14 protein-coding genes and 1 tRNA gene are annotated in these 15,705 nt (G+C 68.3%); 1 reads left to right on the top strand and 14 read right to left on the bottom strand.

What is annotated here, in order from left to right; translation table 11 throughout:
• Positions 1-33: 33 nt before the first annotated feature.
• From BM113_RS03025 to BM113_RS03035, 3 genes are all read right to left on the bottom strand, one after another.
• A complete protein-coding gene (locus tag BM113_RS03025) occupies positions 34-831 on the bottom strand; it encodes an IclR family transcriptional regulator (protein WP_089785207.1) in 798 nt (265 codons plus the stop codon).
• 84 nt (positions 832-915) lie between these two features.
• Positions 916-2,205 carry an MFS transporter gene (locus BM113_RS03030; protein ID WP_089785209.1) on the bottom strand — a complete coding sequence of 430 codons (1,290 nt, stop codon included), beginning with the start codon at positions 2,203-2,205 and terminating at the stop codon, positions 916-918.
• A gap of 129 nt (positions 2,206-2,334) precedes the next feature.
• A complete protein-coding gene (locus BM113_RS03035; protein WP_089785211.1) occupies positions 2,335-3,996 on the bottom strand; it encodes a thiamine pyrophosphate-binding protein in 1,662 nt (553 codons plus the stop codon).
• A 165-nt stretch (positions 3,997-4,161) separates the two neighbouring features.
• Between BM113_RS03035 and BM113_RS03040 the strand changes: the two genes are divergently transcribed.
• Positions 4,162-4,569 carry a CBS domain-containing protein gene (locus tag BM113_RS03040; RefSeq protein WP_177209082.1) on the top strand — a complete coding sequence of 136 codons (408 nt, stop codon included), beginning with the start codon at positions 4,162-4,164 and terminating at the stop codon, positions 4,567-4,569.
• Between the two features lie 292 nt (positions 4,570-4,861).
• On the opposite strand, the gene BM113_RS03045 is transcribed toward BM113_RS03040, so the two are convergent.
• The 11 genes from BM113_RS03045 to BM113_RS03095 all read right to left on the bottom strand — a co-directional run bounded on the left by BM113_RS03045 (position 4,862) and on the right by BM113_RS03095 (position 15,657).
• Positions 4,862-4,933: transfer RNA gene (locus tag BM113_RS03045), tRNA-Ala, on the bottom strand.
• A 117-nt stretch (positions 4,934-5,050) separates the two neighbouring features.
• Positions 5,051-6,223: a M48 family metallopeptidase gene (locus BM113_RS03050; protein ID WP_089785213.1), complete on the bottom strand. Its 1,173-nt coding sequence runs from the start codon at positions 6,221-6,223 to the stop codon at positions 5,051-5,053.
• Between the two features lie 172 nt (positions 6,224-6,395).
• Positions 6,396-7,127 carry a rhomboid family intramembrane serine protease gene (locus tag BM113_RS03055; RefSeq protein ID WP_089785215.1) on the bottom strand — a complete coding sequence of 244 codons (732 nt, stop codon included), beginning with the start codon at positions 7,125-7,127 and terminating at the stop codon, positions 6,396-6,398.
• 355 nt (positions 7,128-7,482) lie between these two features.
• Positions 7,483-7,791 carry a 30S ribosomal protein S10 gene (gene rpsJ / locus BM113_RS03060; protein ID WP_004215311.1) on the bottom strand — a complete coding sequence of 103 codons (309 nt, stop codon included), beginning with the start codon at positions 7,789-7,791 and terminating at the stop codon, positions 7,483-7,485.
• Positions 7,792-9,054 (bottom strand): translation elongation factor EF-1 subunit alpha, encoded by a 1,263-nt coding sequence (gene tuf, locus BM113_RS03065; RefSeq protein ID WP_089785217.1) that lies wholly within the window; start codon positions 9,052-9,054, stop codon positions 7,792-7,794.
• Positions 9,055-9,250: 196 nt separating this feature from the next.
• Complete coding sequence (locus tag BM113_RS03070) at positions 9,251-10,210, bottom strand: homoserine dehydrogenase (protein WP_089785219.1); 960 nt, start codon at positions 10,208-10,210, stop codon at positions 9,251-9,253.
• A complete protein-coding gene (locus BM113_RS03075) occupies positions 10,207-10,830 on the bottom strand; it encodes an amino acid-binding protein (protein ID WP_089785570.1) in 624 nt (207 codons plus the stop codon). Before BM113_RS03075 ends, BM113_RS03070 begins: the two co-directional genes overlap by 4 nt.
• A gap of 162 nt (positions 10,831-10,992) precedes the next feature.
• Positions 10,993-11,397: a NifU family protein gene (locus BM113_RS03080; protein ID WP_089785572.1), complete on the bottom strand. Its 405-nt coding sequence runs from the start codon at positions 11,395-11,397 to the stop codon at positions 10,993-10,995.
• Between the two features lie 207 nt (positions 11,398-11,604).
• Positions 11,605-12,195: a DUF7978 family protein gene (locus tag BM113_RS03085; protein ID WP_089785221.1), complete on the bottom strand. Its 591-nt coding sequence runs from the start codon at positions 12,193-12,195 to the stop codon at positions 11,605-11,607.
• A 2-nt stretch (positions 12,196-12,197) separates the two neighbouring features.
• On the bottom strand, positions 12,198-12,842 hold the full coding sequence (locus BM113_RS03090; RefSeq protein WP_245757961.1) for a hypothetical protein: 645 nt from the start codon (positions 12,840-12,842) through the stop codon (positions 12,198-12,200).
• 121 nt (positions 12,843-12,963) lie between these two features.
• Positions 12,964-15,657 (bottom strand): acetate--CoA ligase family protein, encoded by a 2,694-nt coding sequence (locus tag BM113_RS03095; protein ID WP_089785224.1) that lies wholly within the window; start codon positions 15,655-15,657, stop codon positions 12,964-12,966.
• Between the last annotated feature and the right edge of the window lie 48 nt (positions 15,658-15,705).

The following is a 15,705-nucleotide window of genomic DNA, read 5'->3' on the forward strand; positions in this document are numbered from 1 at the left end:
AGAATAGGTATTTAAACGTACGGCGACGGGCCGTCACCGGTAGGCGAGTTTGAGTTCGATCTCGTTGACCGCACCCAACAGGAGGTCCGGGATCTCCTCCCGGAAGTAGGAGCCGGTGAGCCGCTTTGCCGGTCCCGCGACGGAGACGGCCCCGTAGACGTCGCCCTCGAGGACGATCGGTGCCCCGACGGCGCGGATCCGCTCGTGGGACTCCCGGTCGTTGAACGCGACGCCCTCCTCCTGGACCGCGGCAAGTTCGTCCTCGAGGTCGGCCGGCGACGTGATCGTCCGATCGGAGACGCCAGCGAGGCCGCCCTCGAGGAGTTCCGCGCGCCGTTCCTCGGGGAGTTCCGCAAGGATGGCCTTGCCCGCCGAAATCGTGTGCAGCGGCTTCCCTCTGCCGACCCAGGAGTCCGTGGGCACGCCCCGTTCGCCCACGCGCCGGTCGACGTAGACCCCGCGGCCGTTCTCCTCGGCCACGAGGTTGACAGTCTCGCCCGTCTCCGCGACGAGTTGCTCGAGGACGGGATCCGCAGCCTCGAGCAGGTCGCGGTAGTGCCGTTTCGCCCGCTCGCCCGTGTCCATGAATTTGAGGCCGAGCCGGTAGCCGTCCTCCTCGGCGACGACGTAGCCGTGATCGCGCAGCGTCCGGAGGTGGTCCGAAGCCGTGCTGTTGGCGACGTCGACGGCGTCGGCGATCTCGGTCAGGCGCGCCCGCTCGCGGTCGGCGAGGGCGTCGACGATGGCGAAGGTGGTCTCGGTTGCCTTGATGCCCGATCCGGCGGTCGAGCCGGACCCTGCTCCCTCATCCGACCCGCTGTTCGGTCCCATACCGGTGGAGACACCGGATTCGGGATATCCCTTTTGGAAGCCGGCCCGATCGAACGAAAGGCGGCGAAACGGTCGGCGGCCGGGTCAGGGTCGTTCGCCGTACCGGTACAGCACGACCGCCAGCACGGCGCCGACGGCCGGGAACGCCGCGAGTCCGGCGAACGTCCCCGCGATCGACGTGATCTCGAGGAGGTAGCCGGTGATCGCCGCGCCGGCGGCGCCGATGCCGAAGGTCCCGAGGTAGGTGTAGCCGTAGGAGAGCCCCCGGTCACCCGGCGGGCTGTACTCGGCGATCGTCGCCTGATACATCGGCTGCAGGGCAAAGAGGAGGAACCCGAGCAGCACGCTGACGACGAGCAGCGAGGCCAGCCCGGCTTCGGCCGCGGGGACGAAGAGGAGGGCCACGACGGCCAGCGATCCGAAGATCGCCACGAGGCCGGTCTCCGTGGGGATCCGATCGGTCAGCTTCCCGCCGACGAACTGGCCGGCCATCCCGACCATCAGCAGGCCGGCGTAGAGGTACGACGCGGGATCGAACTCCTCGGCCATCGGACTGTCCGGATCGAACAGCTGGAGCTGATCGACGACGTCGGGCATGAAGCCGCCCAGGACGTCCGGCAGGAAGGTCAGCGTGCCCCGGTAGAACAGCCCGTTCATCATCACGACGAAGATCGCGATCGTGAAGCCGAAAGTAAACAGCGTGCGGGTGTCCTCGATGAAACCGGACAGCGAGGTCGGCGCGTCGTCGGCGTCTGGATCCGCGTCGGCATCGGCACCGCCGTCGGCACGGACGGCCGCGGTCTCGTCGAAACTCGCGGTGACCGCGTACGCGATCGCGATCACCGCCGGCAGGACGAGCAGGCCCGTGACGAGCCGCCAGTCGAAGAAAAGCAGGAGGACGGCGGTGATCAGCGGCCCGAACGCGATGCCGAAGTTGCCGGCCATCCCGTGATAGGCGAAGCCGGTGCCGCGCTGTTCGACGCCGGTCGAGATCAGCGAGAGGCCCGCGGGGTGGTAGATGCTGGCGGCGACGCCCCAGAGACAGAGCGCGATCGTGATCGTCACGATTCCCTGTGCGGCACCCAAAAGGAGGAAGGAGCCGCCCATACCGGCGAGACAGACCAGGACGAGTTCTCGAGAGCCGAACTTGTCGGCGAGGACACCTGCAGGCAAGGCCCCGAGGCCGAACAGCCCGTATCCGATCGCGACCGCGGTCCCGAGTACCGCTGTCGTCACGTCGAACTCGGTCAGCCAGATCACCATCAGGATCGGAATCGAGAGCTCGTAGGTGTGGACGACGGCGTGGGAGATCATCACGAATCCCGTGATGGATCTGTCGTTGTCGTTCATCCCGCCCGACTGCTCCGTGCTCATGCGTGTCGGACAGACGGAGACCCTCCCGCATAACGATTGCTAACTCCAGACGGCCGAAACCGGCAGAATTGGGCGGTATCGTCGGGATCGTTCGGATCGACGAGAGGTCGTGTCGGCGTTGCCGAGCCGTCACTCGTCCGCGTTCATCCAGACGCTCGCCTGGGGCTCGAGGGGATCCGTCGGCACCTCCACCAGCGTCGGCCCGTCGCGCTCGAGGGCCTCGCCGACCGTCGCGGCGATCCGGTCCGGTGTCTCCGCCCGCATCGTCTCGAGACCCATTCCGTCGGCGACGGCGACGAAGTCGATCGGGACGTCCGTCCAGCCGTACTCGCTTTCGCCCATCCGGTAGCTGCGCTCGGCCTCCTCGCTGATGATCGCGTAGTCGCTGTTGTTGAGGACGACCACGGTGACGTCTAACTCCTCCTCGGCGATCGTGTGCAGTTCGTGGACGCACATCATCAGCCCGCCGTCGCCCGTGAGCGCGACGACGTCCCCGTCGGGGTTCGCGATGGCCGCCCCGATCGCCGACGGGACGCCGGTCCCCATCGTCGCCCACGATCCGGGGTTGACGTAGTCGCGGGGGTCGTAGGCCTCGAACGCGACCAGCGTCCACAGGCGGAAGCCGCCCGCGTCGGCCGTCACGACGGCGTCCCGCGGGATCGTCTCGCGGAGCGCTTCGAGCGCGCTGACGGTGGTAAGCGGCGGTTCGTCGCCCTCGCGCAGGGCCGCGATCCGGTCTCGGGTTCCCGTTCGTGCCTGCCGGGCGCGCTCGAGCCCTGCCTCGTTCGCGATCTCGCGGTCGGAGTCGGCGAGTTCGTCCTCGAGCGCCGCCAGCGTCTTCGCGGCGTCGGCGACGATCCCGACCGTCGGCTCGTAGCCGGTGCCGACGTCGGACGCCTCGAGCGTGACGTGGACGAGGTCCTCGGGGATCTCGATCGACCAGTTCTTGGTCGTCACCGCGTCGAAGTCGGTACCGACGCCCAGGGCCGCGTCCGCCTCGGCGATGCACTCCTTGACTGCCGTGCCCGTCCCGCCACAGAGCGTGCCCGCCGCAAGGTCGTGGTCGTCGGGAAAGGTCCCTTTGCCCTTGTAAGTCGTGATGACGGGGGCCTCGAGGCGTTCCGCGACGGCCCGGAGTTCGTCCGCGGCCTCGGCCGACCGCACCCCGCCGCCGGCGACGATAATCGGTGCGGCCGCGTCGGCGAGGAGGTCGGCCGCCGCGGCGAGGTCGTCCGCGGGGACGTCCCCGGGCGCGTTCGCGGGTTCCTCGGTCTCACCGGAGGCGGCCAGCGGCACGTCCATCGGAAGGAAGTTCTTCGGGATGCCGACCCGGACCGGCCCCTTCGGTGGCGTGCGAGCGACTTCGATCGCTCGCTCGAGTTCCGCGACCGTGCTGTGGGGCGTCTCGACCGTGACGTTCTCCTTGACGACGTTGTCGTAGGTGTCGGGCGGCGTCTCGTGGATGCCGTCGCCGCCCCGGATCTCGGGTTCGGTCTCGACGGCGATATGCAGCATCGGCGTGCAGTCGTTTTTCGCGTTCTTCAGGCCGTTCATCGCGTTCATGTCACCGGGGCCGGGGATGACGACCGTCGCAGCCATCTCGCCGCTCGTCTCGGCGTAACCCCACGCCTGGTGAGAGACCGCGGTCTCGTGGCGGGCCATCACGAACTCGATGTCGTCGCGTTCGCCGATGGACTCGTTCAACGGGAGGGTCTGCTTTCCGGGGATGCCGAACAGCGTGTCGATGCCGTTGTCCACCAGGCAGTCGATGACGGCCTCGTTTACCTGCATACCGGCCAATATTGCGGGGACAGCGTAAAGCTTGAGGATACCGTTCCCCCCACGGGGAAAAGAGAAGGGACGGAGCGACGACCGACGGGCCCCGGGGACACCCGAATTCGGTCTTTAGCTTCCGCTTCGGCAACCCTTAATAGTCGTTCCTGACAACTCCCGGGTATGGAAGACATTTTCGTGGCACGAGTCATGTCCTCGTCGCTACATACCGTCTCGCCGGACACCCTCGTCGAGGACGCCGGCCAGGTAATGCTCGAGAACGAGATCGGCTCGGTCATCGTCGTCGACGACGAGGGCGGCCTCGAGGGAATCCTCACCTCGACCGACTTCGTCGACATCGTCGCCCAGAGCCACCCCAAGGCCGAGACGACCGTCTCGCGGTACATGACCACCGACGTCATCACGGCCTCCGCCCAGGACTCGATCCGCGACGTCGCCGACCTGATGATCGAACACGGGTTCAAACACGTCCCCGTGGTCGACGAGACCGAAGGCGTGATCGGCATCGTCACGACGACCGACCTGGCGTCGTACCTCTCGCGGCTCCAGTCGCCGAGCCCTGACGAGTAACGAGCAAGGACGGCGTCTTCTCGCGGATCGCAGCAGCGATATCGCGACGTCGTATCGGCCCGGTAGAGGACGCAGGCGCTCTCGCGTCCGGTTCGGCCGGAACGCTGACTATGGTTCGGTATGAATGACTATTCGGTCTCACGACACTCGTGCCTCTGACACGCTCCCCGTGAGACCGTTTTCGGACTCGAGTCGTCGAAAGTGGCGTGAGCTAGCCGTCGCGTTTTTCAGCGGTGCAATCTGAGTATCGAAGACACCTGATACTTGCGAGTTTGCTCGCGCTGCAGAATTATGGACTCGCCGGGATTTGAACCCGGGGCCTCTTCCTTGCGAAGGAAGCGATCTGCCACTGATCTACGAGCCCGCACCCGTTTCTAACCCGGGTTTCTATTTGTACCTTGTGTTTCGTCGGAAGATCGTGATTCGTACGCACGCACTGGCATGGGCGCCGCGGTCGTGCCCCTCGAGAGCCCCCTCGAAGTCACGACCGTTCGTCCTCGTTCCCCAGACCTCGCAAGCGCCGAATCCGGGCCTCGGTCGGAGGATGGGTCCGGAACGGTCCCGACGTCCGGTCCTCGAGCGCAGGTGGCAGCACGTCCAGGGCGACGATCGACCGTTCCCACTCCCGGAGATCCGTCTCCGGCTTGTACCTGGCGCCGGCAAGCGTCTCGAGGGCGCCCGCCAGCGGAGCCGGCGAGCCGACCAGCGCGGCCGCACCGGCGTCGGCGTGCCACTCCCGGCCGCGGGAGAGGACGGCGACGCCGACCTGGCCGTACAGCCGCAACGCGCCGAAGACGGCGTTCCACAGTAGATCCCCGATGTCCGACGATTCGCGCTCGATCCAGTCGTCGGCGATCACCACCGGGACGATGGCGGCGGCCATGAGCCGACTGTCCCAGTTCGCCAGGTGACTGACCTCGTGGGCCAGAACGGCCTCGAGTTCCGCGTCGGAGAGCCGTTCGCACAGCCCCGTCGACACCACGATCACGGCCGAGTCGCCGCTTCCGACCGTGAACGACTCGGGTCGATCGGTCTCGGTGACGTACACGTCGGGCACGGGGACGCTCGCGAGCGTGGCGAGTCGCCTGACGGTCGCCTCGATCTCCGGATCGATCGCCGCAACGGGGTCGCTGTCGGCGATCAGTCGGTCCCGGAGCCGGCGGATCTCGCGGCGGGATTCGGCAACCAGCAGGACCACGACGAGGAAGCCGCTCAGCCCGAACCCAACCAGCAGGCCCTCGGTCGTCGACCGCACCGCCTCGAGCGCCCCTGCGACGGCGGCGCTTCCGTCGACGATCGCGAGGTACAGACAGCCGATCAGGCCGCCCGTGACGAAAAGCGAAGACGGGGTCGGCCGAAACAGGTACTCGACGGGCGTGTAACTGGTTATCAGCGGCCACCAGTTAATGACGACCAGCGGCCCGAGGGCGGCGAGAATCGCTGCGGCCGCGGGCGAAAGGGCCGTCAGGTCGCTGAGTCCGGGAAACGAGCCAACGAGTCCGAACCCGGATTCGATCCACTCCCAGGCGACGAGGCCCAGCACCCCTCCGATCAGGCCGACGACGACCGCGACTGCGATCGACAGCGTCACGAGGACGCCGACGGCGACGGCCATGCGAACCAGCAGTGACAGCCGAAGTCGGTACTCGTTCATCGCTTATGACCTGTTGGCTACGAATCAGAACAGCTGCACAAAAACGTTCCGGACACGTCGATAGCACAGTGGATACCCCGGAAACGGCCGGAACCCACTATCGCAGGCGTCTCCCCACGCTTCGGGTCAACTCGAGGGGCGTCGATCCGTCCTCGTCGCTCGAAGGCTGGCGTCAGGATCTGGTTCGTCCGCCGACGTGTAACACCCGTGCTCGGCCGGCGAACAGCCCCAGCAGGAACCCGGCGAAGTGTGCGATCAGCGCGACTCCCGGCGACGCCGTCGCCAGGGTCACGGCCGCCGCCAGGACGACGAACACCGTGATCGCCACCCACCGTGGAACGTCGACGAACGAGGCCAGGCCCGCAGACAGTCGGTTCGAGGCGATCAGATAGCCCATCAGCGCGAAGACGGCCCCGCTCGCGCCGAGTACGCCCGGCCGGCCCGTCGCGGCGACGAGCGGACTCGCCAGGACGGCGTCGGTCAGGAGGATCTGCGAGATACCGGCCAGCGCACCCGTGATCGCGAAAAACAGGTGAAACCGGAGCCGACTCGTCGCGCGGGCGATCGGCCAGCCGAACAGGAACAACGCGACGCTGTTCGAGAGGAGATGGCCCATTCCGCCGTGGGCGTAGACACTGGTCACGATCGTCCAGGGGTTGTCCGTCAGCGGCGGCGAGAGCACGAACAGGCCGCCCATCGCCCCCGCGAACGCCGCCACCCCCTGCAGGAGGTAGACGGCCAGGAAGACGACGAGAATCTCGAGCACGGGACTGCCCGAGCCCCCGTTCGGGTTCGACTTCGGACCCCGACCCCGGCCGTCCTCCGGGCTCGAGTTGGGGGTCGCGTCGGAGGGCGACCGTGCCGGCCGTCGGTTTCGCGTTCCCTTCCTGTTCCCGCTTGGCATACGTTCATTCGGGGAGCGAGACCCAAAAGTCTGCACGCCTTACGCGGGTCGTCGACGGCGAATGTGTGCGTTTCTTCCGTAGGCTCGAGTTACGCCTCGGAAGAAACGGCACCAGCGGGGCCGTAGCGGCGTTCATCGACGGTTACGGACGGCTCGAGAGCGGTCGAACGGACCGTCGGCGTCCGCGAAACGGGAGTGATCGTGGACTGCGGTGGCCTGTAATCGATCGGTACGATCGTCCCCAACGTCTCATCCGTCACGCCGTGGACCGCGGGCACGGATACACCGGTAGCTCCCTGTCGCGGTAAAAACGGAAAATCGGAACGTGGCGTCCGGTCACCCGGCGCCGGTCGGATCAGTCCTCGAGGACGATCTCGATCGAGACGTCGTTCGGCACCTGGATGCGCATGAGCTGTCGGAGTGCGCGTTCGTCGGCGTCCAGATCGATGAGGCGCTTGTGGACGCGCATCTCCCAGTGCTCCCACGTCGCGGTGCCTTCGCCGTCAGGCGATTTCCGGGTCGGCACCTCGAGGGTCTTGGTCGGCAGCGGGATCGGACCGCTGAGGTTGACGCCGGTGTTGTTCGCGATCTCGCGGACGTCGTCGCAGATGTCGTCCAGGTCGTCGGGACTCGTGCCCGCGAGTCGAACGCGTGCCTGCTGCATTTATTTCTCGTTGACCTCGAGGACCTTGCCGGCCGCGATGGTCTGACCCATGTCGCGGATGGCGAAGGAACCGAGTTCGGGGATCTCGCTGGACGGCTCGATGCTGAGGGGCTTTTGCGGTCGGATGGTGACCACAGCAGCGTCGCCCGACTGGATGAAGTCGGGGTCTTCCTCGGCGACCTCGCCGCTCGAGGGGTCCATCTTCTTGTCGATGGATTCGATGGTACAGGCGACCTGTGCCGTGTGGGCGTGGAAGACCGGCGTGTACCCGGCCGTGATGACCGAGGGGTGCTGCATGACGACGATCTGGGCCTGGAAGGTCTCGGCGACCTTCGGCGGGTCGTCGGCGGGGCCACAGACGTCACCGCGGCGGATGTCGTCCTTGCCGATGCCACGGACGTTGAACCCGACGTTGTCACCGGGCTCGGCCTTGGGCACCTCTTCGTGGTGCATCTCGATGGTCTTGACCTCGCCACCGACGTCCGAGGGCTGGAAGACGACGTCGTCGCCCGTGTTCATGACACCGGTCTCGATACGTCCGACGGGGACGGTACCGATACCGGAGATCGTGTAGACGTCCTGGATCGGGAGTCGGAGCGACGCGTCCGTCGGCGGCTCCGGCTCCGGCAGGTCGTTCAGGGCCTCGAGCAGGGTCTCGCCGTCGTACCAGTCCGTGTTGTCGGAGGGTTCGGCGATGTTGTCGCCTTCGAACGCCGAGATCGGGATGAACGAGGCGTCGTCCGTGTTGAACTGGACCTGCTGGAGCAGCTGGTTGACTTCGTCGACGACTTCGTCGAAGGTGGATTCCTTGTAGTCGACGACGTCCATCTTGTTGACGCCGATGATGAGTTCGTCGATACCCAGGGTGCGGGCCAGGAAGACGTGCTCCTGGGTCTGGGGTGCGACGCCGTCGTCGGCGGCGACGACGAGGACGGCGTTGTCGGCCTGGCTCGCGCCAGTGATCATGTTCTTGACGAAGTCGCGGTGGCCAGGACAGTCGACGATGGTGAAGTCGTACTCGTCGGTGGAGAACTCCTGGTGGGCGATGTCGATGGTGACACCACGCTCTCGCTCCTCGGCGAGGTTGTCCATCACGTAGGCGAACTCGAAGCCGCCCTTACCCTTCTCTTCGGCTTCTTCGCGGTGCTGTTCGATGACGTGCTCGGGTACGCTCCCCGTCTCGTAGAGGAGTCGCCCCACGAGCGTACTTTTCCCGTGGTCAACGTGACCGATAATGGCCAGGTTCTGGTGTTGTTCGCTCATTGTTGTAGCTCACGCGCAGAGGCGCTTATATCGGTCTCTTTCGCTCGTTGCGGTTAAAACCATTTCGAAAGCGTATTCAGATGATCCCGACGCCCTCTGGCGGTTTGTGTACTGTCCACACGGTTTCGCGACCTCGAGTCCCGACGATCCGTCGGGGATCGACCGCCGGATATGCTCGCGAGCCGACGCTGTTCGGTCAGTCGTCGCGTTCGAGGTCGGGAAGCCGGCCGACGTCCGACAGCACCGCCGTCGCCGTCTCCGGACCGCCGGCGCCGCGCCCGCTCGAGTGCAGCGAGCCCGCGTGGCGGGTCTCGATCTGGACGATGTTTCGCGTGCCCGTGACCGCGAGCGCGCCGTTCTCGGGCACCAGTCGCGGGCCGACGCGGACGCCGTCGCGGGTCGCCTCGCCGATCAGGCGGATCGTCCGGCCGTCCTCGGCCGCCAACTCGAGTGCACTGCCGGGGACGTCCTCGATTCCTTCGACGGTCGCGTCCTCGAGCGAGAACCCGCCGTCCGCGAGCACGTTCGCCAGAATGACGAACTTCAGCGCGGCGTCGGTGCCGTCGACGTCGAAGGTCGGATCGGCCTCGGCGACGCCCAGGTCCTGGGCCTCGGCGAGGACGTGCTCGTAGTCGAGCCCCTCGGCGGCCATCCGCGTCAGAATGAAGTTCGCGGTACCGTTGAGGACGCCACGGACGGCGGTCACGGCCTGTGGCGTGCAGTCCTCGATCGTCGACAACACCGGGATGGCTCCGCCCACCGTCGCCTCGAAGCGCACCGAGCCCGCGCTCTCGGCCTCGAGCGCGCGCAGTTCGTCGTAGCGTTCGGCGACCGGCCCCTTGTTCGCCAGCACGACGTGGCGGTCGGCCTCGAGCGCGCGCGTGACGTGACCGAATCCCGGTTCGGCGTCGCCGAGGGTCGTCGGCGTCGCCTCCACGAGGACGTCGTACTCGGTCTCGAAGACCTCCTCGGGGTCCGCGGTTCCGACGCCGTCGCCCCCTTCCTTGCGGGACACGGCGTCGTCGACGGGGATCCCGTCGGGGTCGACGGCCGCGCTGGAGGAGTCGGCGAGCGCGACGACCTCGTGGCCGTAGTCGCCTGCGAGCGTCGCGACGGAGCGGCCGACGTCGCCGGCACCCAGGACGGCGAGTTTCATGCGCTCTCACCTCCCAGTAGCGGCTCGACGACGGTGAGACCCTTTTCGGACCCCAGCGACCGGATCGCCTCGAGCGCCTCGTTCGACCGGCCCGAGTCGATCGCGAGGCGAACGCGCGCGCTCGAGACGGATTCGGTTCCCTCGGGTGCCGTCAGCGAGAGATCCAGCACGGCGGCGTTTGCCCCCGACTCGATCCGCGAGAGTGTATCGGAGAGGTCGTTCTCGACGAGGTCGCCTACAAGGACGACGCTGATCTCCTCGCCGTAGTGCTCCTCGCCGGCCTGGATGACGTTGACGCCGGCCTCGCGCAGCCCCGTCACGACGTCGTCGAACCGGTCCGGCGGGCACTCGAGGTCGACCTCGACGGGGATGTGACCGCGTGGCGTGATGTTCCCCCGCTCGTGGTGGATGCTCAGCAGGTTCCCCCCGTTGTCTGCGATCGGGGCGAGGGCACGGAGCAACTCGCCGGGCTCGTCGACGAGCTCGAGCCGGACTGTGTAGGCGCGAACGCCGCCGTCGGTCTCGGTCTCGGTTTCGGTTTCAGTCCCCGATTCCGATTCGCTGCCGCCGCCGATGTCCGTCTCGGGGTCGCGCTCTCGGTCGACGGGCTCGTTACCCATCGGCGTCACCTCCCGGTCGCAGGCGTCCACACGTCGTCATGGTGTATGACTCCGTAACTGAGTCGTAAAAACGTATAGGCGTTCCCAAAACTGACCGTCCCTGTCAACGGTGTGCATACGGCGGTTCCGACGCGAACCGGTGTGACCGGCTCGAGGGACGCGCTAGAGGTGGTCCTTGCCCGGGTTCGACGACCCCCAGTCGCCGCGGCCGCCCTCGGTCCGGTCGACCCCCATGATCGATTCCGGCTGGTCGGGGCCGCCGAGGGTGTCGCGGGCGTCCGGGACGCGAACCGTGACTTCCTCGACTTCGGGCCACTTGATGAGTTCAGCCTCGATGTTGCCCGTGGTGACGTCGCTGACCGAACACCCCTTGCAGCCGCCGCCGAGTTCGACGACGACCTCGCCGGAGTCGGGGTCGGCCTTCCTGACGGCGCTCGTCCCCCCGTGCATCTGGATGATCGGCATTTCGCGGCTGAGCCACTGCTCGACGCGTTCGCGGAGCGACTCCTCGGAATCGTCGGCGTCCGCGTCGGTACCGGTCCCGGTATCGGCGTCGGATCTGGTCATCGTCCGCACTAGACGCTCGAGGGGTGAATAGGTTTGGTTCGAGAAAACGATAGTGGTTAATAATCCACGTTCGGCGGGCGAGGCGGGCGGTTCGACCCGATCCGTCACGTCCCGGCGAACGGATCGCGGACGAACGCCGTCAGCGGGCCGCCCGTCCTCGCACCGCGGGGCGGTGACGGCGGCGTTCGGCGACGGGGCGTTCGATCGCTACGTCCGGTCGCCGAGGACGGCCCCGACGACGCCGCCGGTCCCGGCGAACACCGCGGGGTAGATCACGCCCGCGAAGACGATCGCCGGGAGCGTGTCGGGTGCGCCGCTCGCGCCGCCGACGGTCACCTCGAAGAGGAAGATGCCGGCGATCATGAGGACGAGATAGCCCGGAATCGTCGCCAGGCCGACGACCAGTCCCTCCGTCGCCTCCGACGCGCCGCGGTAGGTGGCGAGGGCGATACCGGACGCGAACAGCAGCCCGATCGGGATCGCAAACAGGACGAGGGAGAACCCTTCCTCGCCGCCGATGTACGACGCGGCCTGGGTCCCCAGGATCGGGACGTCGCGGAACACCGTCTCGGCCAGGTGGGCGTTGTAGAACACCCAGCCGACCATCTCGTAGGTCGCCGGTTCGCCGTTGAAGGCTTCGATCACTCGGTTGAGCGGGGATTCACGGACCTCTCCGGAGACGACCAGATACGTGAGGACGTAGCCGACGACCCACGTGGCGACGCCGGCGACCGCGCCCTCGAGGACGGGGACGGAGACGGGGACGGGGAATCGATCGTCGTTCGCGTTAGCGGACATGATTACTCACTTCCCGTATGGGTCGTTTCGTCGTCGGCATCGGTTTTTCGACTCGGCTCTCCCGCGACGCGTCCGGTCTCGGTGTCTCTCGCGTCGGCGTCGGCGACGACCCGCTCGGCGAGCAACTCCGCGATCGGATCCAGCGAGACGTAGATCCGCGCCGCGAGGATCGCGAGCGGGCCAAGCGCCAGTACCAGGAACAGCACGTCGTAGGTCCACGCCAGCCTCCCGAGCAGCGGGGCGATAGCGGGCTCGAGCCCGCGGTGGGCGACGAGGACGGCCACGAGGACGACGAACAGCTGGACGATCGAGGCGACGTCGTCGACGACCGACGGGGGTCCGTCGGCTGTCGAGCGGACGAGCGACGCGAGCGCGGGCGCTAACCACAGGAGCAAGCCGACGATCGCAACCGTCACGACCGCGCCGACGACCGCGACGAACGTGACCGGCGTCCCCGGGATCACGCGCCCGACGCCGGGGAGCACGGAGAGCAGCGAGAGCAGTAGTATCGCCGAGAGGGTTGCAAGCAGGAGCTTTCCGACTGACTGGACCGTCTCGCGGTCCATCGTTGCGGGGTACTTCGAGCGGTCGTAGGTCATGATGCGCTCGAGGGTGGGAACCGACGGGCCTAATAAACGGACGGTCATCAACGTTGATTTTTCGGAATTGACGACGTTTTCGAACGTTTTACGCGGCCGGTCTGACGGGCGAGCGTGGCTCCCTCGGGCGATATCTCGAGTCGCTGTCGGCGGTCGATTCCCGTTCGGTTCACGGTCGGTCGCGACCGGCCGACTCGCCGACCGCTCCCTCGAGTTCCGCGTGGAAGTCGACCGCCATGGCCTCGTCCGCGGTGACGACGAGTGGATTGACCTCGAGTTCGCGGATCGTGGGCTGTTCGACGGCCAGCCACGAGACACGGACCAGCGCGTCCGCGAGCGAGTCGACGTCGGCCTCGGGTCGACCGCGGGCACCCTCGAGCACGCCGTCGGCCTCGATCGACCGGAGAAGTTCCTCGGCGTCGGCCCGCGAAAGCGGTGCCAGCGCGTGGGCGACGTCCTCGAGGTGTTCGACGAATACGCCCCCGAGTCCGAACGTGACCAGCGGCCCGAACCGCGGGTGGCGAGTGACGCCGACCAGACACTCGACCCCCTCCGGAACCATCTCCTGCACGAGGACGCCCCGGACGGTCGCCCCGGGCGCGTTCGATTCCACGCGCTCGCGCAGGCGGTCGTAGGTCTCGCCGGCTTCGTCGGGCGGAACGTCGACGGCGACGCCGCCGACGTCCGTCTTGTGCGACAGCGCAGGTGTCACGGCCTTCATCGCGACCCGTCCGCCGATCTCCCGGGGGGCGTCGACCGCCTCCGCCCGGGTCGTCGCGAGCGTCGCGGTCGGGGTCGAAACGCCGTAGGCCTCGAGAACCTCGAGGGAGTCGACTCCCAGGGTCGTCTCGCCGGAACGCAGTCGCTCGCGAACCATCGACTCGACCCGGTCGTGGTCCGCGTCGACGGGATCGGCCGGTGACCGGGGCTCGCGACGGTCCGCCGCGTACGAGGCGGCCGCCCCGAGCGCCGTCGCGGCCCGCTCCGCGTCGGAGTAGTTCGGCACGCCGGCGTCCGAGAGGGCGTCCTGGACGGGGGCCTCGAGCGGCCCGCCGGAGAAACAGGTGACGACGGGCACCCCGTACCGCCGGCCGGCGTCGCCGACGGCCCGCGCGAGGTCGGCCCGCGAGACCAGCGGGTGTGGCGTCGTGACGACGATCGCGGCGTCGACGGACGGCGCGGCGAGGACCGTCTCGAGGGCGTCGACGAACCGGTCGACGTCCGCGTCCCCGAGCACGTCGACGGGGTTCGCGGCGCTTGCGGCGTCGGGGAGGGCCCGTTCCAGTTTCCGCTCGGTGTCAGCGCCGAACTCCGCGAGGGTCAGTCCGGAGGCAGCGACGGCGTCGGTCGCGAGGACGCCGGGCCCGCCCGCGTTCGTCACGACGGCGACGCGGTCGCCCGCGGGCAGCGGCTGGCTCTCGAACAGGGCCACGAGGTCGTACAGCGAGCGCTGGGACTCGACGCGGATCACGCCGCCCTGGTCGAAGGCGGCGTCGAACCCGGCGTCGTCGCCGAGGAGTGCCCCGGTGTGGGAGGCCGCCGCCTTCTGGCCGGCCTCGCTTCGACCCGATTTCAGCGCCACGACCGGCGTCGACGCGGTCACCTCGCGGGCCGCCTCGACGAACGCCCGACCGTCCGAAACGTCCTCGAGATAGGCGAGCACGACCGACGTCTCCGGGTCCCGGCCCCAGTGGCGCAACAGCGTCGCCTCGTCGAGTCCGGCGGCGTTGCCCAGCGAGACGACGTCCCTGACGCCGACCCCCTCCGCGTCGGCCCAGTCGAGGATCGCGGTGATCATCGCGCCCGAGTGGCTCAGGACCGAGACGCCGCCGGCCGACGGGATCTCGGGGGCGAAACTCGCGTTCATGTCGCCGCGCGTGCTGGCGACCCCGAGCGCGTTCGGCCCGATCAGCGCGAGGTCGTGTTCGGCGGCGAGTTCTCGGAGTTCCGCCTCGCGGCTCGCACCCTCGTCGTCGCTCTCGCCGAAGCCTGCCGAGAGGACGGCCACCGCGTCCGCTCCGGTCTCGCCCGCCTCGCGAACGGCCCCGAGGGCAGCGTCGCGGGGCAGGGCGACGACCGCGAGGTCGACGTCGCCGTCCTCCAGCGCCGACAGCGACGGGACACACTCGAGCCCAAGCACCGACCCGTGCCGGTCGGTGACGGGGACGACCTCCCCTTCCTCCCCGTCGAACCCATCGCGGAGGTTCTCCACGACGAGGCGGCCGATCGATCCCTCGCGGTCGGTCGCCCCGACGACGGCGACGGTCTCGGGATCGACGAGCGCCTCGACGTCCCGCGGCGCGGTGACGTCGGCCCTGCGGGCCGGCGAGTGGCCGGTCCGGGCCGCCTCGGGTGACTCGAGGTCGACCTCGAGGACCGCCTCCTCGTCCCCGGCGTCGGTTTCGTCGGCCGGCCCGCGGTCCGGCCCGTCGACGAACGTGCCCGCCTCTCCGAGTTCGGCGGCGAGTCGTGAGAGCGACGCCCGGGGCCCGCTGATCGACACGGAGCCCGGGGACGCGTCGTCTGCTCGGCGGCGCGCCACGAGCTGTCTGGCGAGTTCCGTTCCGATCTCCGGGTCGGTCCCGGCCTCGAGGGTGACGGAGGCGGCCCCGTCGTCGGCGACGGCGAACCCGAGGGGGCGGTCGGCGTCGTCGACCGCGACCAGCGCCGGGTCGCCGTCCCGGTACCCGTCAGGCAGGACGTCCGGTCCGGAGCGGTCGATCCGGTCCGACCGCTCCTCGAGCGAGTACACCGTACAGCTCGTTCCGTCGTCGGTCACGTACCGCGGACACCGCGGCGGACAGGACCTCGTTCCGTCGCAGTCGTCCGGTCGCCAGACCGGGCAGGCGTTCTCGGGTGGCATGCGTGGGATCGGTGTCGATCGCTCGGCGAATTCCTTTCAGGGGAACGA

Source organism: Natronobacterium haloterrestre (assembly GCF_900112205.1).
Lineage (GTDB): Archaea > Halobacteriota > Halobacteria > Halobacteriales > Natrialbaceae > Natronobacterium > Natronobacterium haloterrestre.